17 protein-coding genes, 1 pseudogene and 2 riboswitches are annotated in these 20,975 nt (G+C 28.5%); of the genes and pseudogenes, 2 read left to right on the top strand and 16 right to left on the bottom strand.

The window, feature by feature from the left end; all coding sequences use genetic code 11:
* Nucleotides 1–9: 9 nt before the first annotated feature.
* A riboswitch (cyclic di-GMP riboswitch) is annotated at nt 10–85 on the bottom strand.
* Between the two features lie 46 nt (nt 86–131).
* The 3 genes from NRK67_03975 to NRK67_03965 all read right to left on the bottom strand — a co-directional run bounded on the left by NRK67_03975 (nt 132) and on the right by NRK67_03965 (nt 2,984).
* A complete protein-coding gene (locus NRK67_03975) occupies nt 132–773 on the bottom strand; it encodes a Crp/Fnr family transcriptional regulator (protein ID UUV17071.1) in 642 nt (213 codons plus the stop codon).
* Nucleotides 774–1,534: 761 nt separating this feature from the next.
* Complete coding sequence (locus NRK67_03970) at nt 1,535–1,924, bottom strand: YbaY family lipoprotein (GenBank protein UUV17070.1); 390 nt, start codon at nt 1,922–1,924, stop codon at nt 1,535–1,537.
* Between the two features lie 13 nt (nt 1,925–1,937).
* On the bottom strand, nt 1,938–2,984 hold the full coding sequence (locus tag NRK67_03965) for an OmpA family protein (protein UUV17069.1): 1,047 nt from the start codon (nt 2,982–2,984) through the stop codon (nt 1,938–1,940).
* 329 nt (nt 2,985–3,313) lie between these two features.
* Here NRK67_03965 and NRK67_03960 point away from each other — a divergent pair, with 329 nt between their 5' ends.
* Nucleotides 3,314–3,484, top strand: coding sequence for a hypothetical protein (locus NRK67_03960; protein UUV17068.1), 171 nt, complete (start codon nt 3,314–3,316; stop codon nt 3,482–3,484).
* Nucleotides 3,485–3,631: 147 nt separating this feature from the next.
* Here the strand turns inward: NRK67_03960 and NRK67_03955 are convergent, their stop codons facing one another.
* The 4 genes from NRK67_03955 to NRK67_03940 form a co-directional block, all read right to left on the bottom strand.
* Entirely contained in the window at nt 3,632–4,276 is a 645-nt protein-coding gene (locus NRK67_03955; protein UUV17067.1) for a Crp/Fnr family transcriptional regulator, read from the bottom strand.
* Between the two features lie 152 nt (nt 4,277–4,428).
* A complete protein-coding gene (locus tag NRK67_03950) occupies nt 4,429–4,608 on the bottom strand; it encodes a hypothetical protein (protein ID UUV17066.1) in 180 nt (59 codons plus the stop codon).
* 143 nt (nt 4,609–4,751) lie between these two features.
* Nucleotides 4,752–5,396 (bottom strand): Crp/Fnr family transcriptional regulator, encoded by a 645-nt coding sequence (locus NRK67_03945; protein UUV17065.1) that lies wholly within the window; start codon nt 5,394–5,396, stop codon nt 4,752–4,754.
* A gap of 280 nt (nt 5,397–5,676) precedes the next feature.
* Nucleotides 5,677–8,157 carry a DUF4241 domain-containing protein gene (locus tag NRK67_03940; protein UUV17064.1) on the bottom strand — a complete coding sequence of 827 codons (2,481 nt, stop codon included), beginning with the start codon at nt 8,155–8,157 and terminating at the stop codon, nt 5,677–5,679.
* A 57-nt stretch (nt 8,158–8,214) separates the two neighbouring features.
* Between NRK67_03940 and NRK67_03935 the strand changes: the two are divergent.
* Nucleotides 8,215–8,367, top strand: a pseudogene (locus NRK67_03935) (IS110 family transposase).
* An 85-nt stretch (nt 8,368–8,452) separates the two neighbouring features.
* Here the strand turns inward: NRK67_03935 and NRK67_03930 are convergent.
* The 9 genes from NRK67_03930 to NRK67_03890 all read right to left on the bottom strand — a co-directional run bounded on the left by NRK67_03930 (nt 8,453) and on the right by NRK67_03890 (nt 20,962).
* Entirely contained in the window at nt 8,453–9,535 is a 1,083-nt protein-coding gene (locus NRK67_03930; GenBank protein UUV17063.1) for an ankyrin repeat domain-containing protein, read from the bottom strand.
* Between the two features lie 182 nt (nt 9,536–9,717).
* Entirely contained in the window at nt 9,718–11,592 is a 1,875-nt protein-coding gene (locus NRK67_03925; protein UUV17062.1) for a YwqG family protein, read from the bottom strand.
* Nucleotides 11,593–11,743: 151 nt separating this feature from the next.
* The gene (locus NRK67_03920) at nt 11,744–12,337 is read right to left on the bottom strand and encodes an SMI1/KNR4 family protein (GenBank protein UUV17061.1); all 594 of its coding nucleotides are present in this window, start codon (nt 12,335–12,337) and stop codon (nt 11,744–11,746) included.
* A 32-nt stretch (nt 12,338–12,369) separates the two neighbouring features.
* The gene (locus NRK67_03915; protein UUV17060.1) at nt 12,370–12,930 is read right to left on the bottom strand and encodes a hypothetical protein; all 561 of its coding nucleotides are present in this window, start codon (nt 12,928–12,930) and stop codon (nt 12,370–12,372) included.
* A gap of 127 nt (nt 12,931–13,057) precedes the next feature.
* Entirely contained in the window at nt 13,058–13,546 is a 489-nt protein-coding gene (locus NRK67_03910; GenBank protein ID UUV17761.1) for an SMI1/KNR4 family protein, read from the bottom strand.
* Between the two features lie 234 nt (nt 13,547–13,780).
* Entirely contained in the window at nt 13,781–17,242 is a 3,462-nt protein-coding gene (locus NRK67_03905; GenBank protein ID UUV17059.1) for an ankyrin repeat domain-containing protein, read from the bottom strand.
* 140 nt (nt 17,243–17,382) lie between these two features.
* A complete protein-coding gene (locus tag NRK67_03900; protein UUV17058.1) occupies nt 17,383–17,859 on the bottom strand; it encodes a hypothetical protein in 477 nt (158 codons plus the stop codon).
* 1,080 nt (nt 17,860–18,939) lie between these two features.
* Nucleotides 18,940–19,848: a DMT family transporter gene (locus tag NRK67_03895; protein ID UUV17057.1), complete on the bottom strand. Its 909-nt coding sequence runs from the start codon at nt 19,846–19,848 to the stop codon at nt 18,940–18,942.
* A 169-nt stretch (nt 19,849–20,017) separates the two neighbouring features.
* Nucleotides 20,018–20,130: riboswitch (FMN riboswitch) on the bottom strand.
* Between the two features lie 46 nt (nt 20,131–20,176).
* A complete protein-coding gene (locus NRK67_03890; GenBank protein ID UUV17056.1) occupies nt 20,177–20,962 on the bottom strand; it encodes a M48 family metallopeptidase in 786 nt (261 codons plus the stop codon).
* Between the last annotated feature and the right edge of the window lie 13 nt (nt 20,963–20,975).

The raw sequence follows: 20,975 nt of genomic DNA, 5'->3' as shown, positions 1-20,975 counted from the left end.
TAAAAAAAGATCTGCAACTGACTATCATTTTAAATGCCCTATAGTTTTGCGCCACAAGATTTCTCCTGCTTTGCTAATATTTTAAAATTTACTTAATTAAGAGATCCATTTAATTTTTTATAAAAAACCTATCAATGTAAGTAATCTATATAAAACCCCTTTAACTTTTCATAATTTAATATTTTTATACTATTTTCAGATTTTTCAATTATTCCATCCTTTATAAATTTATTTATAGTAGAATAAAATCCATTCCCACTGATGTTTAAGCCATTTATTACTTCATTATAATTTTCAATATATATATATCCCTCTTTCGACTTTTTTATTAAATAATAAGCTATAATTCCTTTGTTTCCTGAAAAATTCCTTATAGTCATTACATCTACAGTTTCTATCCACCGTTTAGCAGCTATATTTAGAACATAATTACTAAACCTTACACTTTCCTCTAGCAACCTTTTAACTATACTAATATCTAATTTTATTGCTTTTAAAGTATCTGTTGTAACTACTACATCTCCCGCCCCTTTTCCATTCAAAAACTTCATTATCCCTATAATATAACCTTCTGAAAGAATAGAAACTGAAGCTAGTCTAATTTTTTCTAAATTTTTAAAAAATCTAGCTTCTCCTTCTAATATAAAATAAAATTTATCTACTTCTTCAATTAAAGTTATAATTTCATTTTTTTCATAAGTTTTTATTTTTAAACTTTTCTTTTCTTCAAGGGTTAATAAGTTATAAAATGGAAATTTTTCTTTTTCTTTCATAATTTCAACTTTTAATATTTATTCGTTTATAGTTTTTTGTTATCCTTTTTTCCTTCAACGCGTTATAATTTTTTAAATAAATAAAAACCCTCTCCTTATTTTGTAATTTAATCTTATTTATAGTAACAATTTTATTTTTTTTCATCCCTACCTATAGAGATTGTTTTTTGATGCGTATTATGTTATAATATTACTATTTTATTTACTTTTAATTCTCTATCTAATCTGTTATTAGTCACAAAATAATTATTAAAGCAAAACTAATAATAACAGCCTTTAAAAGATCCCATATTCCTAATAATAAAATTTTTTTTATATTTTTTAGAATGTATTTTCCCATAAGTTTTTTCTTTTCTCATATTAATCTCCTAAAATAGAAAATTAGAAGGAAATTATAATAATTTCCTTCTCAATAATTTTTAAAATAAATAATTAAATCCAATGTTCCCTATAGGACCATCTGAATCATTACCTATTCTATATCCTACTTTTGTATATAATTTTAATGAATCTTAGGTCTCATAACTTCCACCAATCATGATATCTCCATAGAAGTCGTCATTATCATATCTGTCTATTTTAACTTTACCTGGACTTAAAGTATTAAATGTTGAATCTAAATTTTTATATTTTGCATAAATACAAATTCTCCTATTAATTTATTTGATTTCTTTATCAAAAACCCATGGGACAGGTACTTTCATTTAGTATCCTACTCCATGGGTTTCAATTTAAATTAATTATCCATCTTATCTTTTACATTATTTTGTTTTTTTCAATATAATTACCTTTTCATCTTCTTTAAATGGATCGTATGAATCTGTTGATGTAAAAATTAATTTTTCATCTTTCATAACCTTAACTCTTACGTTGTATCTATGGTTTTCAATAATATCTTTTTCAGAAAAATCTAACGTTAATTTATAAGGAAGATTCCCCGCCGGTAACTCTTGTTTTGCTATTTCAACACTAGGAGCATCGGCTTTAGAAACATCCTCTAGTGTCGCTATAACTTTAGCTCCAGGTAATAATGCTATCCTTTCACGGTAAGTTGCAGTTACATTTATACTTGATTTTTTTTCTTTATCTAGATTAGAATTGCAACTTACTAATGTTAAAATAGATAAAGCAATCAATATTAATTTTTTCATTATTCCTCCTGTATTATTTAGCTATAAAATTAACTTCTATTCTTCTATTAGTTTTTCTTTTATCAAGAGTAGAGTTATCATTTAAAAAGTTAGTTTCTCCTAATCCTTCTGATATAACTTCAATATTTTCATTATTGATTCCTTCTCTTATTGCTTCGGCAGCTTTATCAGCTCTTTTTTTAGAAATTCTTAAATTAGCTGCTTCTGACCCTGTATTATCTGTATAAGCACTAACCGTAAGAGTCCCAGATTCATTTGATAAATCATTAGCAATATTTTCTAAAAATTCCTGATTAACATTCATAGGTACATTTTTATTTATAGAATAACCATCAGCAACAATCACGTTATTATATTTTTTTAAGATTTCTGCTCTTTCATTTTCATTAGCAATATTTTCTAAAGCCTTTTCATTCTCCAAAGCAGCAGCTTCTTCCTTTGCTTTATTTTCTTCAGCTATTTTAGCAGCTTCTTCAGCTTGTTGTTTTTCATACTCTGCTTTTAGCGCTTCTTCTTTTTCTCTTGAGATTACATCTCTCTTATTTTCACCAAATTTATAACCGAATTTGATTGATGCCAAGTTAACTCTATCACCTGAATACATATGAGAACTTCCGCTTAAATCCATAGATTCATAAAGTGCTTCAACAGTAAAGTGACCGAATTGTTTTCCAACTCCTACAGCTCCATAAAACCCATCAATAGATTCAGAAGTATCATACATAGCCCATCCAGCTCTACCTACTAAATAAAATAAATCTTCTCCTATTCCATATTTACCAGTTAAATATACAGGAAATGCATTACTTTTTGTTTCACCTAACACATTATTTTCTCCTCCAGAAAATTCAGATTTCCACTCCATTCCTATACCATAATCAAATGGACTATTTTCTGCATTAAATAATAGCTCTGCTCCTAAACTCCCGCCTTGATCAAAACTTGAAGATGAGTTATTTCCTTCTCTCCAAGGCTCAAATCCACCTTTTAATTCTAGTTGTGCTCCATAAGAAACTCCAGTAATAACTAAAGCTGCTAATAAGATTGATATTTTTTTCATTTTTTTCCTCCTCATAGTTGTTTTAATGTTAAAGTTATATCTATTAGAAAAATTAAAATAAATTAATATTCTATTAGGAAATAATTATAACAAATCAAAAAAAAATTAAAACTCACCATTGGAATTTATTTATTTTTAATTTTATGATATAATTAAAGTTTTTATGTTTTTACATTTATTTTTAACAAATCTAATTGCCTTACATATTTTAAGAAAAAAATCAATCACTATCGGTCGTTATATTTAAAATAAATTTTATTATAATCTATAAATATGAAAATAAAGATTATTTAAATATATATTTTGGTAATTTATGAAGGGAGATATTTATGGGAAATAAAGTAAAGAAAAAAACAAAATGTTTAAAATGTAAAAGAGAATTCGAAACAGAGGTAGACTCTTGCGGAGTCCCTTATAATAAGATTTGCAGAAGATGTAAAAAAAACAGGACATCACAGAATAGAGGAATTCTTCTCAGTTTCCAAAAATCTTATAATTAAGAGGAATAATTGACCAACTAAACAAAAAAGCCTTCAGAATATAATTTCCTGAAAGCTTTTTTTATTTATAATTAAAATTTAAAATAGATATATATAAGTTGCCAAAAAAATTTATAATAATATCACTGTAGTCTATTTAAATATTTTTTAATTTAAAAATCCCATATAAAGTTCTTTAAGCTTTTGAGCATCTAAAATTTTTATACTATTTTTTGATTTTTCTATTAATTTATCTTTAACAAGCTTATTTAGCGTACTATAAAAACCATTATGACTAATATTTAAATAATCAATAACTTCATCATAACTTTCTATGTATAAATATCCATTTTCAGAGCATCTAATTAAATAGTAAGCAATTATTCCTTTAATTCCAGAAAAATTTTTTACTGTTAAAGCCTCTACAGTCTCCATCCCACGTTTCACAGCTAAATCTAGTACATAGCTATTAAATTCAATACTTTCTTCTTTTAACCTTTTAATTATATTAGGATCAATTTCAATCACTTTTAGAATATCTGTTGTAACTATAGCGTCGCCAGTCCATTTTTTTTCTGTTAAAATCTCCAATATTCCCACTATATATCCCTTAGATAATATTGAAACTCCCATTAATTTTAATCTATCTAAATTTTTAAAAAGTTTGATCTTACCATCTAGGATGAAATAATACTTTTGTATATTTTCAAAAGAAACTAAAATCTCTCCTTTTTCATAAACTTTTAATTTTAAACTTTCTTTTTCTTTGTCTGTTAATAAATTGTAAAATAAAAATTTTTCTCTTTCGTCCATAGTTTGCTCCTTTAATTTTAATAATTTTTTATTATTATTTATATGAATATCCATTTATTAGGTTTAATTTAGAAACTTCTAGTTTCTAAATTTCAACTTTTGCCGTTTTCATAGATTGAAAATATACATCCCAATAATAAAAAAATATTGTACTAAACACTGTATACAGTGTTTACCGTTGAATCCGCGTACTCAATTATTTCCATAAAATATCTCAACCTTCTAAAAAAATTTTCTTGTGCTCTGGCTGTCCCAACCAATACTGCCTTTACTATAAATAATACAATCAAGGCGATACTTATCCTTCTTATTGGAATTTTAGAATAGTTCATAAAAGTTTAAAAGGGATAATTAATACTCTTTTTTTAGACATAAAATCCCTCTCTTAATTACTTTCATACAACAATCTCAGTTATTAATGTAAGAGAGCCTAGAAAATATAAAATTATTTAGAATATCGAAAATAGAATAGTCATTAATATAAGAAATCTTTGTAAATATCTTTAAGACCTTGGAAATCCAAAATTTTTATACTATTCTTTGATTTTTCTATTAATTTATCTTTGACAAGCTTATTCAACGTACTATAAAACCCATTATGACTAATATTTAAATATTTAATAATCTCATCATAGTTTTCAATATATAAGTAGCCATCTATTGAATATTTTATTAGATTATAAGCAATTATACCTTTAATCCCAGAAAAATTTTTTATTGTTAAAACATCTATAGTTTCCATACTACGTTTTACAACTAAATTGATTAAATAACTATTGAATTCAATACTCTCATCTTTTAATCTTTTAACTATATCATATTCTATTTCAATCACTTTTAAAGTCTCACTTAAGACTACTGCTTCATCATTTATTCCTTTTCCTGTTAGAAATCTTAATAACCCAACCAAGTATCCCCTTGTTAATCTTGAAACAGATGCTAGTAACATCTTATCGAGATTTTTAAAAATTCTAACTTCACCATCTAGAATGAAGTAAAATTTATGTATTTTTTCAAAATAAGTTAAAACCTCGCCTTTTTTATAGTTTTTTATTTTCAAACTTTCTTTTTCTTTATTTGTTAATAAATTATAAAATAAAAACTTCTTTTTATCGTCCATACTTAGCTCCTTTAAATTAATTTTTCATTTATAATAACATATTAATGGTAAAAAATTAATATTTTTTAAGAATTCTTTTGATATTTTATTAAAAATTAGGATATGTAGTCATAAAAGTTATAGTCACTCTTTATCAAATTCAACTTTTGCCATTTTCATAGATTGGAAATAAACATCCCAGTAATCAGAGGTGTTACACCAAACACGATATACAATATTTATCGATGAATCAGCATACTCAATTATTTCCACGAAAACATCTGTATCTTTTCGAAAGCTCCTATTGATAAATATTCATAAATAAAATATCAATACTCTTGATGTTTCCTTTTGTATTATACCCAAAATAAACAGGGAAATTCCCGTCTCCACATCCAGTATTGCAAATAAGTATTTTGTTTTTTGTATCTGGAATATTCCAAATTATTATCTCTTCTTTTTCTAATATTGAATAAAAATAGTCATCGTAAATTTCGAATTCCAGATCTTCATTCGATCTCGCTTCAAAAAATGTCTGAGCTCTTTCCATCGACTCTTGATCTCCTATGCAAAATGTTCCTGTATCAATAGGAATACCTAGATATTCCCCTAAATCTCTATCTAAACTAGAGATTTCATCACTTTCTCTACAAGCTAACTGATAGATTAAAGATTGAGGTGATAGTTCTTTTTCAGAGATTATCTTTATCCTTTCAATATTTCTTCCTTCTTTTTTTACAAAAACTTTATAAAACAATTTCTCATCAATAGAATCTTCAAAACGAGAACCAAACAAAACATCTTCGTCTTCTCCTGCAAGGTGTATTAAGGGGTCTAATGCTATCAGTTCAGGGGATGAAAATGAAATACTACTAATCTCAATTAGTCCATCCATATCACCCAAATTTTTGTACGGGTTAAGCAAATCTAAAGCTAGCATCCTCCCAGTTTCATCAAATTTTTTAATCGTTCCTCTTGTCACACCATTTTCATATCTAGACTTTTGATTAATTACACCGTTTTCATAGTACCACTTCCAAACACCTTCAGGTTCAGAATTTATAAAATTTCCTCTATATTTAATTTTTCCATTTGAATAGTATCCGCTTTCCTTTATATTTAACTGTTTAACTAAATCGTCGTCTAGATTAACTCTTTTATGTATTATTTTGTTTTCACTATTACTTCCATAATAACTAACACTTTCAGTAATTAAATAACCATTTGCGTCATAAAGTTTACTATTTGTTTTATCAAAAGTATCATTCTGAATTTGTAATAGAGAGCCCCCACTTAAAATTTTTGTTTTAGGAGGGAGATAAAAAACCTCTGGAATATTTTCTTTTAATATTTGAATCCATTTATTTGAAATTTTATTATTTTCAGAAATACACACAATTTTTAATCTTTTAAGCTTGAATAATAGTCGTACACTAGAGATATTACACCGAGTAAGGTTCAATATTTCTAATTTTTTTAGTTTTTTTAAAAAACTAAAATTTTCCAAGAAATAAGCCCCTGTCAAATCAAGCTCTTTTATATTTTTACAATATTTCAATATTGAACTGTCAAAATTGGTACAACTATTATGATTTTTAAATTTCTTTATATGGCTTAAGGATTCTTTTGTTATTTCAGAAGATAATCCATTGTTATGAAGGTTTAATAAGAGTAGTTCCTCAGTTTTAGAGGTAATATTTATACCACAATACATTATTTTTTTATTTTTAATTTGATTTTTATAAGCTTGAGCTAATATAGCTTTGAAAGTTTCCTGCTCAGCAAATTGAGAGTGTACTTCTTCAAGGGAAGTGATAGGTCTTTCTAATTTTTTTTCTATATATTCCTCCAGTTCAATAATGGCCTCACTAGCTTGATTATCTATAAATCTATTGGTAAGCCAATGATCCATATCATGGTCATCCTTCCAAGTGTTGTAAGGATGTTCAAGGTAGAGGATTTCGATAACAAGGTTTCTTGTAGGATTCATGTCATACTCGTCATTACTGTAGTGGATGTGAGGCATCTCTCTATACCTCTTCACCAGTATGTTTTTAAATTTTTCATACTCCTCAGGCTTCTCCCTAAAGTGAGTCAAAAGATCAAATTTACTTCCTTCGATAGCCTGGTCAACCCCACCTTCCCAGGTATCATACCCAAGCATATTTTGCCTTGCTCTTAAATTATCACAGTAGCAGTATGCCTTGAGAGTATCCTCTGTAATTCCCAATTTATGAGCCCAGTTTCCTAAAGAAAAAAGAGCATCTGGCATATGTTCATCATCCCAGTAGGGAATCAAAAAACTTGCTAGAAGGTATCCATATCTCGGATATTTTGTAGCTGTAATCTGAAGAGGTTCTACACCAAAGGGACTCTCATAGGTAAGCCACATATACGATGAGTCATTGAGTCTCCTTGAAAAAGTAACCATGGCTTCACAAGCTTCCTTCATATCATTTTCCAACTCAGGATACATTGCTGCACAGAGGAAAAATAGTGCTTCTCCTGTAGTTGATGCCTGAATATTTTCCCTATCGGAGTTCATAAAGAAAAAAGGAGAACTCTCCTCAAGGTATTCAATTAGATCCTTATGCTCCTTAAAATAATCTATTGAAATAGGCTCTCCCTGAAGTTCAAAGTGAGCTACACAGTAGGAGTCTTCAAATGCCTTTCCATTTCTTATAAGCTCTACATAATCTTTTAACGCCTGTTTCATACTTTTAATATCACCAAACATGTATTTTAAAGTATATTTTGTTGTAGCTACTTCTAATCTCATCATAAAAATCTACCTCCATGTAGTCTATCCAGTTTCCTCATATTTTATTTACAGACTTTTTTGGATAGTCCCTTATTAACAATTCCAGGGATATCCTATGTTCTAGCTAGCATTATTCTATCTGAAATTGGAAATGTTAAAAACTTTTCAAACTCTGGAAAATTACTAGCTTTCGCGGGATTAGATCCTTCAACGCATCAATCAGGCAACTACACCTCTCCATTTTATAGAAATTTTACATTGATTTTTAGAGTTTACACAAAATTTACAACACTCCCTTCCTTATTTCATTTTTTATCTAAATATCTCCATTTATAAATTTACTTATTATCTCCTCACAATTTTTTATAAAATAATTCCAATCTCCAATCTTAGTTATTTCTTCATACTCTGCATCTAATATATAAATATTTTTATTTTTTGACTCCCATAAAAAGTCTAGCTCATAGTTTTCTAGTTCCATAACCAAAGACAAATATTTTTTTCTTTTCCATATCATCTCAAAAGTATCTTCCAGTTTGTAAAACTCTATATACTTACTTTCACTCTCTTTTGAAAACTCTATTTTAAGATTTTCCTTGTTAAAAAATTCCACTATATCTTTAGAAAGTTTGAATTTCTTTATCTTATTTTTTCTCGCTTCTTCATTGTGAAATTCTTTTGGTTCTAAACTTTTAATATAGGTTGTTAATTCTTGATATTTATTTAATACTGCTAGTGTATAAGGTCTTTGTCCATATTTATCTTTAATAGTTATATCAGCTCCATTTTCTACAAGCCACTTTACTAATTCAATATAATTCTTTCTTGTTGCTATCATAACTGGTGTTTCTCCATTTGTATATACCATTTCAGGCTCATTAAAATTTATGTCTGCTCCGTAATCTAAAAACATTTGAGCTATTTTTTTATTTCTGTCGGAAATAGCATTTCTTAAACAATCATTCCCATATTTTTTAACTGTTATTCCATATTTCTCAAAAACATCTATATTCTTGAACTTTTCCCCATAAAAGATATCCGCATAAATTCTCACGCATTGTCTTTTTGTTAAATTTTCCAATGCTCCATTTTTTATAAATAACTCACAAATTTTTGAAGAAGAGTAACGAGCAACATTTGAAATTACCGTTCCCCAATCACCTTCTTTAGTTTTTACATTTACGCCTTTTTCTACAAGCCATAATGTTACTTTTTCATTATTAGTTTGAATTGCTATCTCTAAAGGTGTTGTTGTTATATATTTACATAATGTTATTTCTTTATTTATATTCCATTCTTTTCTATACTCTTCTTCTAATTTTTCAATATCTTTATTAAAAATATATTCTACTATTTGAGGAACGTTTTCATAATTGCCAAGATGACCTATTTTATACATAATAACCTCCTTATGTAAATTTAGAATTTAACTTTCATGTAGTTTTGACAAAAGCTTATTTATATTAATTTTCTGAACCTTTAGATAATATATTATTACACCCTATAAAGAGCTAATTTAAATTGACCTTCTTAAAGGTGCATTTCTTTAAGTTCTTTCATTTTAAAATAAAAAATTGGAAACTACATTCCAGGATTCCATTCACAAAGAACATCATCAAAATTTTTATTTAATAAATCATTAGGTGATATAAAAAAGTTAATACAGCCTCCATCTTCCCACAAATAATTCTCTAAAGATTTACTGCAATCACTATCTAATTGTAGTAATAATATTTCCTTATCTTTATCTTGTATATCATATTCTCTTGGATCAAATTCATAAAATATAGGAATTCCTTCTATACAATGTTCTCTTGGAAACCAATCATAGATCTCATCAGGATCAAGACCTAATATATCTCTTAAATCGTAGATATCTTCAATTTGTATTCCAAAATTTCTTTTACAGTTTTCCTTTAAGAGTTGATTAAATCTACAATCATATGGTAAGAGCCCTCTCGTTTTTTCTTCAAAATATATTTTATATTCTGGTCTGCAAGGTAGTGGGCGGAAAATACAACGATCTTTTTTTTCAGTCTTCACTAAAATCTGTTGTTCACAATTATATTTTATATTTTCATGAAATATAATTTTTAATTCTCCACAATCTATTTCATATAAATCAGGATTGGAAGGTATAAAAAATTGCAAAATACCTTTTGTTGGAAATCCTTCTAAAGATGGCATCTCTTCAAAATTAATTTGTGCAAGTAAAGCTAGAGGCTTTCCATCTATTGTATTCAATGGATATGTAACTCCCAATGGCATATATGGTTCCCCACCTACTTTTGATGTGTAAATATCACAATTTTCACTATTTAGTATGATTTTATTATATTTTTTCTTAGTTCCTTCCATTATTTCATCGAGAATAAATTCTTTTACCATTTTAAATACCTTAAATTGATTTTCTTCTAAAGTGATCCAATTATCAATCTCATATATTTCATTATATTTAAAAAAATGTTCAATAATTTTTTCTAACTTATAGAAGTGTATAGTTTTATAGATGAGTTCTTTATCCCCAATATTTTCTCGATTATTTGAGAAAACAGCAATATAATAAATTTGCTTAGAAATAGGACATCTTTCTTTATAGAATTCTATTGAATTTTTAACCATATATTTACTTACAAGTTTATATATATAGGTAAAGCCTTCCATTTCTTTTAAAGAATCTAGTTTTTCTTTAATTGTTACAAAATTACATTTTAATTCCTTAAACGCAGTCCCCCTATACTCAGAGAAGTTATAGTAGAATTTAATCTCCTCCTTATAGTAAGTAATATCTACAATTTTATGTACCAAATCATGATATACTCGAGGTTCAATACTTTCAAAATTTATTTTATTAACTTCTTCTGAAAAATCATTTTCTCCAAATCCATAACGTAGAAAATAGCTCATATGAGTAAATATGTTAAATTCATTAAAATTTAATAGCATCATATCTCTTAATAAGCTCATTATTTCAACATCTATATCTTTTAATTCTTTTGCTTTGAATCCAAAATAAAGTGTTTCAAAATAAATTCCTAACACCTTATTTTCGTTATAGGCTGAAAATAAATTGATATTTCTATACTTCTGATTCCCGAAAAGGGCTAATGCTTTTCTTATATAAGCTAAGGCTTTTTTATAGTCTCTACCTCCAAATGAGGATACAGGTCTTAAAAACATATTAATTCTTGTTAAATAAACATAAATGTCTCCCACAAATTCTTCGTTTTTTAATGAAAGTTCAAATGCTTTTTCAGCATTTTCAAAATCCCCTATCTCCATAAATGAAAAACCTAAGTAATTAAAAACAAGCTGACCTTCATATAAAACTTGGATTTCTTTTTGAGGAAATTCTTTTAATATTAGTAATAATACATCTATTGCAGAATGATATTTCTTTTCTTCTAGTAAGTCGTAAGCTATATTTTGTGCTATTAAACATTGTTCTTCTTTCATAAACCCACCCCTATCTTAAATAATCACTTAAACTTTTATATTTATTATGATATTATCGTTTATTTAGTTTTATAAAAGAATAACAACACGTCTTTTATTCTATATTATTCTTTTTCGATTTAAAAGGACCCAAATTACTTATACTCATAATCTAGTGTATAAAGTTATAACCACAATCCATTAGTTTTTGAAGGTATTCGTCAAAACTATTTGCTATTACTTCAATTTCGTCTGGGTCGTGTAAAAATCTTACGATTTGCCCATTAATACCACTTGCCGAGGGTGAAAAGTCTATAAAAAGTTGTGAAGTTCCACCATTATTCATACAATCTGAGAAGTGCAGCCAATTCATTTCTTTGGAATTTTTTGTAATTTTATTGTCTACTATGACATCATCCTCATCATACAGACGATCAATATAATCAGCATAATATTTAAAGGCTTTATGTTTGTTTTCAATTATTTCTTTCGTGGATAGTAAATAGTATGGATATTCGTAAAGATCTGAACCTAAAAAATAAAACAACACTATTTCACCTTTATATTTTTTATGGTACGTTCCATCTACAAACTTAAGAAGTTCAATAAGTGAATTTGGAACACTTGGATATAGTATTTTCAGGTTGTCTAAATCTGATTGACAAGCACCATTTATTAAATTAGAAAAACTCTTCCTTTCCTCTTCTTGCCCGTTAGTACTGTATGCCTCTAGCAGACCATTAATATACTTTTTAGCTATATTCATTTTTTTTAACCTCCTTTCGTCAAATATAGATTTCATTTTTTTTCAGATTTAAAAGGGCTTTTTAATAGATCAATAATCAAGGATACTGGTGCAATTATGACTCCTGCTAAAAGTGCACTAACAGTTGCAAGTCCATCCATTCCTGTCCCTCCACTCCTAGAAACTTTTTTTTCTTTCCATTTCCCATTTATATATATAAATCCATTTAAATATATTTCGTCTTCTCTTACAGCAAATTCATATGTATAAAAATTATGTCCATAGTCATGACGCCATACAATCCCATTCTTTTGTACTTTTGTTGGGATTAAGATTTTTTCTCCATTAATAACTTTTTTATATTGATTTTTATACATTTCATCTTCTACAATTATTTCATCATAAAATTGGATATACTCTTTTTTCACAATAAAATTGTCATATTTTATTTCTATGAACGTTGGTTCTCTTTTCATATCTTCTTCCAATATTTTCCAGTCTTCGGCTGTTAACTCAATTTTATTTGTATCTTTAAATTCCATACTTCCTCCAAAGATAGTCGTAGTTCCAATAATCAATAAAAATATTAGCTTAAATATCTTCAATTTTTCCAAAATAATCTCCCATTTTTTAATGTGATAATACGAGCTTCAGTCAAAAAAGTGTAAAGTACGATTACTCATCCACTTTTTTACAAGTAAAAATAGATGCTCGTGCAAGGGGGATTTTCCCCCTTGACCCCTAGTCTATTCTCTCTCTTTCATTTATCAGTCCACAAATAAATTCTTCAAAAGTATTTGAAAGAACAGTAATTTTATAGTCATTTTCTTGATCTACATGTACAACTTTGGGTTCTCCATACTTCCCGCATTCTCTATAATCTAAAAAGACCAGATCATGTCCACCAGATGGACAATCACAAATTGCTACGCCTATATTAGGATATCCCCACTCATCACTCATCAATTTACCACCTAAAATTGAATATCTTTTATCCCTTCCTATTCCAAAAATAGAAGTAATTTCTATATGATCGTCTGCCCATGAAGTAGGTTTGCTTGTTGGGAAGATACAATTAAAAGGAATTCCTCCATTTTGTTTTTTCATTAGTTTTATATATGATTGTGGAAGTTTAAGATTATGTTGACTAAAGTTTCTATGATTTTTATAACTAAGCTTTAGGTAGCACTTTTTACTTCCTACACTGTCAAATTTAAAGAACCCCTTAATATTTCCAGGGGCTCTTTAAATTTAAGAAGTTTTTTACCATTTCTGATGTAAATGTTTTTACAATTTTAGAGGAATATTCAAGTTTTCACTTAGCTTCACAATTCCTTTTTCTTTTCTCAATGGAAAAATGTGTAGTTATACTTAAGTCTCACCAAGGAAATATCTATGAGCCTTTTTGGTTGCAATTAATTATACAATTTGAGTAAAAAACTTAAGAATATAAAGATTACAAGATTAAGAAAATAACTTATTATTTGAATTTGTATATTTTTTTAACTCAGTCAAAACTTCTAAAACGTCTTCATCCATATTAAATTCTAATGCTGCTGAGATAGACAATTCAATAGATGCTCCTGACCTAATTAAGCTGTCAACTATCTCAGTAGACTTAAGATAAGCTGCCCAGATTAAAGGAGTTTTCCCCTGATTATCTGTGGATTCAACATTTCCACCTAGAGAAATTATCTTATTTACACAAACTAATCTCTCATGGATGGTACACTCTATATCTGATGACAGAGCCCATAATAGTGGAGTATAACCATAATCATCAGAGCTGTTTATATCCATATCTTTACTCAATATATCTAAGAAAGAAGTCCTCATACGAGAAGAAGCATCCTGAAGTAGATTAAAACCATCTTTCTGATTTACGACCTGAAGTCCGAGACCCCTAAAGTGTTTGTAAAGGAGGATTCCTTCATCTTCATTAGCTCTGAAGATACAAGAATCTAAAACATTTTGACCTCTTTTATTTACCACTTCTATATCAGAATTGAGCTTTAGGAGTCTTTCTATAAAATAAGTCTCCCCATAAGAAACTGCCATTTTTAAAGGGGTGTTCCCATGAATATTTTGAAGGTTAATGTCTGCCCCTAATTGAATTAATGTTTCAAAAATTTCTTTTTTATTTTTTAAGACAGCCCAGTGAAGAGGTGGGCTTTCCTTTGTAGTTAAAGAGCTATTTTTTAGGCTTGGATAATTTAGTTCAGCCCCATGTTCTACTAATATTTTTAGGATATTAGATTGAATACTTTGAAAATTAGCAGGGGTAGGAGCATCATAAGATTTATTGCTTACAACTGCTAATTGAGGGATTGTTAACCCCTGACCACAGAGAGCATTAATATTAGCACCTGCCTTTAATAAAACTTTTACACACTCCTTAGCACCGTAGTATACTGCTGACATCAATGGTGTGAAGTGATCTGCATTACAAAATTGTTCTATATCAGCTCCATATTTAATTAGTACTTCCACAGTTTGAGCTCTTACCATTGGGGAGATTATATCGTGATTAGAAATTGCTTTATGAAGCGCTGGGGAATTATCAAAACCACCTATTGCATTAATATTATCGCCTTTTTGTAATATCCACTCGACGACTTTTGCTGAACATGCTTTTGAGTAAGCAAGTAATAAGTTGTCCTCAACCCCACTTCTGATACTAAGATCAAAAGGAGCCTTCTCCCAAAAAAAATCTAAGATACTAACATAGACATCTTCAGCTATGGGGTTATAATCTATAATATTCCACCTGTGAAGTTCTAGTAGGGGCGTTTCATTGTGACGTCCTTCCAATCGCTCTACATCAAAACCATTTCGATAGAGGCAGTCGAAGATCTTTAACTCAATCTGATTAGTCTCAGTCATTATAAATGATATTGGTTGTAATATTGAACTACTATTATCCCCAACCGAACGAATATTAATATCATCACCAAGACTTACGTATAGGTCTAAAATAGATACAATCTCATCAATTTTCTTTCCACCTTTTTTATACATATCTATATAGTTCATAGATTTAACAAACATAGTGCTCATATTAAAGCGTCTAATATCGTCTGGGTTATTAAATTGGTACCTTTTCTTTATTAAATGTGAATTATCAGTCATTAATTTTTCATAAGTTGAAAAATTGAGGCTTTTTGTAGGTAGATAACATTTTTTTTCTATGTAACTCAACTTTACTTTGGGATACTTTTCTAATATATAATTAATAAGAGATTCACCCTCTGGCACGTTGTAGACCATGTTTATATCTAGTAATGACAGATTCGTGTCGTGTTCCTGATCATAAAATCTGTAATTTGGGTTAAGATCTATGATTTTTATTTTATTTTCCAGAGTAAAGGTCTTGCTTAAAAGACTAAGGAGAGGGATTCCTCCTTTTGAAAAATCACCAATATTATTATTGAGAAGGTATGTTAATGATTCTTCAGTGTTCTTTATTAGAAAAAGTCTTTCTAGTACGCTGTATTCTCCGTTTTTAAAAGAATAAATTTTATCTATTTCTAAACCTGCAGTTAAAAGTAAATTTATTACTTCTTGTCGTTCATGAGGTGTGAATACATGGGTATTCCATGAAAATAACCCTTCAATAATAAGGTTTCCAGTTGGATCTTGGTAATTTGGATCTGCTCCTGCATCTAATAATAGTTTTATTAAAAATAAATTGTAATTATGGATTGCTGGTAATAAAGCACTATAACCATTACATTGGACCTTTGCCCCTTTCTCTAAAAGGTGCTGGATAAGTTTCTCTCTTTTTTCTATTTCCCCATATGCTAACGCATATAAAAGGTTGACATTAGATGAGTCAGAAGGAGCAGGCTCATACATAACATTTATGTCACCACCCATTTGAATGAACGTATCAATCAAAGTTATTTTTTCTTTGAGCCTAAAGTCATTAAAAACTAAATGGTCTAGAACTGTTCTATCTAATTTTTTTAAATTTTTTAAACAATTTAAAATATCATTGTAATTTTTTAATGTAAAAAATCTTATCTCATTAGGAACATTAAATCCTTTAAGGGCAGCAATTTGTTTTTCGTTTAAAACAGAACATATTTGTTTTTCAAAGCCATCAAAAGATTTCATCCTTTGAATTGCTTCAAACATTATTTCAGAATTTTTACTGTAAGAGTTAAAAATTCTTAAAATCAAAGATAGACGTTCACTCATAGGGTTAGATTCTTCAAGGACGACACCCCTTTCATCTACAAAATATTTAATTAGGTTGATCACTTTAGATTGATCAGAATTGTCTGTATCTAAAAACAAATGAAAAAGTTCTTCTGGAGGTTCTGAGGAATTTTCTAATATTTTTTTTATTACGCTTATGTAATTATTACCAATCATGCAAGCCTCTGCTGGAGTAAAGAAATCCTTATGACTACTTCTAATCCCCACTGCATCTAGTTCTTGTAAGAATTCAAATTTATAATTCATTTCATTATTTAATAGGATTTGTGAATAAAATCCTATTGTAGCATCCCTCATGTCATCATTTGAATATTTAAGGTTAAGATATCCAGGTAATTCATGCTTTTTTATAGGATAGTGAAACACATTGAAATCTACTCCTTTTTCCACTAACAATTTTATAATATTGATATTTTTTAGATTTTTACATTCTTTTTCTAGATTAAAGTTTCCTCGATGATAAAAAAGTGGGTCAATTTCTAAAAAATATTCGACACTTGTAAGGTTTTCCACTTTAATTGCATATCCTAAAGGAGTATAGCAATCTCCTACAACTTCTAAAATTTTCCCAATTATATTTTTTGCATTTATTCTTTCCTTAAGGTCTTTTAAATTTCCAATGTTTGTTGTCAAAATAATTTTTTCAATTGGATAGTTCTTTCTTTCTTCTTTCTCTGTTTTTATAAAGTCTTTAAAAAAATTCATAATTTCTTCCTCCATATATAGGTATTACTTTGTACAACAAGGTGTAGGTCTTCTCAAATACAATATGAAAATTGATTTGAATTGTATAATAAAATTAAAATCAATTAATCTATTCGGAGAATCCTGTCATCATTATTTCCTTATTCTTTTGAAAATGTTTCAATGTAGCCTAAATTTGCGTTGAGGTCTTCTATAGGTCCTTCAAAAGTTATTAAACTAAGATTTTCTCCATTGGGTAAAATATAACTAACAATCTTGTTTCTATTCTCATTATAGTCTCCGTAAATATATAACCCTTGAAGTCCATCAAGGGTTATTGGTGTACCTTGGATGTTTTGCACTCCCAAACTCTCAAACTGATGGGCAATAGCACTTGCTGCAGTTTCAACGGTATGATTTTTATCTTCCATAACATTAAGTGTAAATATTGTCTTTCCATCTGACTTTTGAATATCTTGTAACCTTAGCGAATTTGAGTTCATACTAGTGAAAGTCATAAATTTTTTTGGTAAATAGATATATCCTGTTTTTTTGTTCCCTGTTTTCTGGTGATTTTCTGCTGACATAATCGTCCCTCCTAAAGTTAATAACAATAAGAATAATAAGAATTCTTTCATAATCATCTCTCCTTTTTTGTAGATCTCAAATGAGATCTTTTTTATAATTTTCAATTAAATAAAAACATCTATAAATTATTAGAAAAATATTAGTAATAACAGCCATTTTATCATCTGGTAATTCACCATAAGTACCAAAAAAATTTCCATATTTTTTACTTATCTTTAAATTTTGATGCTTTTTAATAAATTTATCTCTCATAGGATAATCAGCATCTAGTTTTATAATTCGTATAAATTTTTTTAATAAAGGCTAAAAGGTTGCTTATTTTATAATAACTAATAATCACTTTAATATTCCTACTAGCACTAATTGTATTTTTTATTTCTTTTTGATATAATAATAAGTTTGTATACTGCATAAAAGGAATAAAGCGCAGATATCCAAATTAATAGCAAAGTGTTACTCACTTTAGTCTATTAGGAAAAAAATTAATCTATAATTACTTATTACGATGAAATATTTAAACAGATATAACAAACGTATAAAAATTAAAGATGTATTCTCTTTTAAAAATTGCACTATTTTAATATATCTGTCAATTCAAACAACTATTAAAAATAGATTTATCATCTAGAAATTGCAGGTGAGGTATACGGTAGATTTGTTGATAGAGTCCTAAAATACAGCAAAAAAAAATGCCAAGTTGCCTCTAAAAGGCTTGCTTGACATGCTTAAAATTTTAAAACTATACTTGAAATAATAAAAATTTATAATTTTTATGGACAGTCTCTTAAAAGATTAAAATTAATAATTAATACTTTTTTACCTTTGCTCAAACTCTATAATAAATTTTTTATAGATTATTTACAAATGAATTGGTTCTGACAGATTATTGAAAGTATTTTAAAGTTATATGTAAATATTCCTATTATAGTCATTTAACAGCCCTTAGCCATACTACATCTACTAATGCAGCACAATTTCATAAATAAAAGATCCTAAAAAAATTAGGATCTTTTTTAATTACTTTTCAAGACAGTGTCAATGACGTATATTCCTATTTAAACAGCTTTCTTATCCTTCTAATTAAATAAGTAGATCTCAGCACATGATGAGGTGAAAAAAATAAAGTAATATTAATTTGTTTTTAACTTTGTTATTTTAATTATAGAAAAAACCATAATACTCATACTTACCCATTGAAACGGAGATAGGATACTTCCATTGAAAAGATAGTCAAATAAGATACTTGAAATTGGAAATGAAAGTTCACAAATTGTAGCTACATTCGCCTTTACATGTCTCAATCCATAATAGTATATAAATGCTGCTCCACTTCCGCTGGTCAATCCAATAATTATAAATATCTGCCAGTTAAGGGTAGTTATTTTCGAAAACTGACCCAGATTGTTACTTAAAACATTTACAACTGCAAGAATTAGTGTTGTAAGCCCGTACCTGAAGAACAATGTCTGTTTATGTGTAATTGTAGAAACCATTCTCTTTCCAAAGACTGTAGAACTACCAAAGGCAAAAGCTGCAACTATGGCATACATAGATGCTTCCAGCATATTTTGGTGCTCAATAGAAAACGGATTATTAAATTCAAAAGTTAAAAAATATCCGGCTGTTAAAGCTAGCATTGCCCATACCACAAATTTTCTGGCAATCTTTTCTTTGAGGATAAATCTAGCTAAAACAATGGCAAATACCGGTTGTAATTTTTGTAGAAGTGTTACTATTGTCAGATGCTGAAAATTTAATAAAAATAGTGCTTTTACAATGGATAGTGTCCCAATGACTCCTCCAAAGAGTGCAACTAATGTCATAAATATATAGTCATATTTAGTAAACTTTTTTAAAGCTCTGTATTCCTTATAAAATATAAAGTTCATCCCTATAAACGGCAGCAGGTGAAGCATAAATACCACAAATTTTGTATCTAGATTATATAGACGAGGTGTCAGAACTATCCCGTCTAACCCCCATAAACTCGCAGCTAAAACTATTGCCAACCCACCTATCTTGCTCTTTCTTTCTTCCATTTCGTTCTTCCTCCTAATAAAAAAGCAACGTGACGTTGCATCCAGACAAACACAGTTCAGATTTTATAATTTTTTATTTATTCAATAAATTTTATAATTTCCTAAACAATAAAAAATACCCCAAGTAAACTTAGGGCATTAAAATTTAGGATATTTATTCCGATTTTTTAAATAACTTCTATCATCCAGACTTTACTGTCGGTATCAGAATTTCACTGATTCAGCCTAAGCTCGCGGACTATCACCGCCGGTAGGGAATCAAACCCTGCCCCGAAGTTTTATACAATTTATAATTGATTATAAACTATAACAATTTACTCTGTCAACATTATTTCTTATAATAAGTCATAGCTTCCGGGAGATATCTCTCAATATCTGCTATCCTGTGCTCATGGGATGGGTGAGTACTCAAGAATTCATTCCCTTCATTCTTACTGAGTTTTGACATTCTTTTCCAAAATTCTATAGCTTCCTTAGGATCATACCCTGCCATAGCCATAAAGATCAGCCCCAGCCTGTCTGCTTCTAATTCATGTTTTCTAGAGTAACTCAAGATACCCAGGTTAGTTCCTACTCCATATGCCTGAAGTGCCAAATCACTTGGAATTGGTATTTCTACATTGGACAGCCCTAAATTTAAAAGGTTGGCACCTGTTTGTACAGCCATTTGATGACTCAGCCTTTCAGAACCATGTCTGGCCACTGCATGGGCTACTTCATGACCCATAACCACTGCTACACCAAGTTCATCTTCTGTTATAGGTAAAATTCCAGTATAAAAAGCAACTTTTCCTCCAGGCATACACCAGGCATTTACCTCTTTCCCCTCAACCAGGTTAAATTTCCAGTTATATCCATGAAGGAGATCTTCCTGTCCTTTCTCTTTAAAGTATAACTCTACAGCTGCCGAGATATTTCCTCCAACTTTTTTTACTAATTCAGAGTTTTTATTATTTAAAGGCTTGTTTTCATTTAGAAAGTCCTGATACTGTTTTTCGCTAGATACAATGATATCACTTTCATCTACCAGCATCAATTGATTTCTCTCTGTAACAGGAACATTACTGCATGATATTATAAATATTAAACTAAATAATAACATTAATTTTTTCATTTTTTCCCTCCAT

This window comes from Fusobacteria bacterium ZRK30 (assembly GCA_024628785.1).
GTDB lineage: Bacteria > Fusobacteriota > Fusobacteriia > Fusobacteriales > Fusobacteriaceae > Psychrilyobacter.
Note: the sequence above shows the minus strand (reverse complement) of the source record. Positions and strands in the feature narration are given on the sequence as shown.

Bases quoted from the DNA above. Each gene is read 5' to 3' on its own strand.
- NRK67_03970 (UUV17070.1), bottom strand. From the start codon at position 1,924: ATGAAAAAATTAATATTGATTGCTTTATCTATTTTAACATTAGTAAGT.
- NRK67_03945 (UUV17065.1), bottom strand. From the start codon at position 5,396: ATGGACGATAAAAAGAAGTTTTTATTTTATAATTTATTAACAAATAAA.
- NRK67_03975 (UUV17071.1), bottom strand. From the start codon at position 773: ATGAAAGAAAAAGAAAAATTTCCATTTTATAACTTATTAACCCTTGAA.
- NRK67_03900 (UUV17058.1), bottom strand. From the start codon at position 17,859: ATGAAAGAATTCTTATTATTCTTATTGTTATTAACTTTAGGAGGGACG.
- NRK67_03920 (UUV17061.1), bottom strand. From the start codon at position 12,337: ATGAATATAGCTAAAAAGTATATTAATGGTCTGCTAGAGGCATACAGT.
- NRK67_03930 (UUV17063.1), bottom strand. From the start codon at position 9,535: ATGTATAAAATAGGTCATCTTGGCAATTATGAAAACGTTCCTCAAATA.
- NRK67_03895 (UUV17057.1), bottom strand. From the start codon at position 19,848: ATGGAAGAAAGAAAGAGCAAGATAGGTGGGTTGGCAATAGTTTTAGCT.
- NRK67_03905 (UUV17059.1), bottom strand. From the start codon at position 17,242: ATGAATTTTTTTAAAGACTTTATAAAAACAGAGAAAGAAGAAAGAAAG.
- NRK67_03925 (UUV17062.1), bottom strand. From the start codon at position 11,592: ATGAAAGAAGAACAATGTTTAATAGCACAAAATATAGCTTACGACTTA.
- NRK67_03940 (UUV17064.1), bottom strand. From the start codon at position 8,157: ATGATGAGATTAGAAGTAGCTACAACAAAATATACTTTAAAATACATG.
- NRK67_03955 (UUV17067.1), bottom strand. From the start codon at position 4,276: ATGGACGAAAGAGAAAAATTTTTATTTTACAATTTATTAACAGACAAA.
- NRK67_03950 (UUV17066.1), bottom strand. From the start codon at position 4,608: ATGAACTATTCTAAAATTCCAATAAGAAGGATAAGTATCGCCTTGATT.
- NRK67_03965 (UUV17069.1), bottom strand. From the start codon at position 2,984: ATGAAAAAAATATCAATCTTATTAGCAGCTTTAGTTATTACTGGAGTT.
- NRK67_03960 (UUV17068.1), top strand. From the start codon at position 3,314: ATGGGAAATAAAGTAAAGAAAAAAACAAAATGTTTAAAATGTAAAAGA.
- NRK67_03890 (UUV17056.1), bottom strand. From the start codon at position 20,962: ATGAAAAAATTAATGTTATTATTTAGTTTAATATTTATAATATCATGC.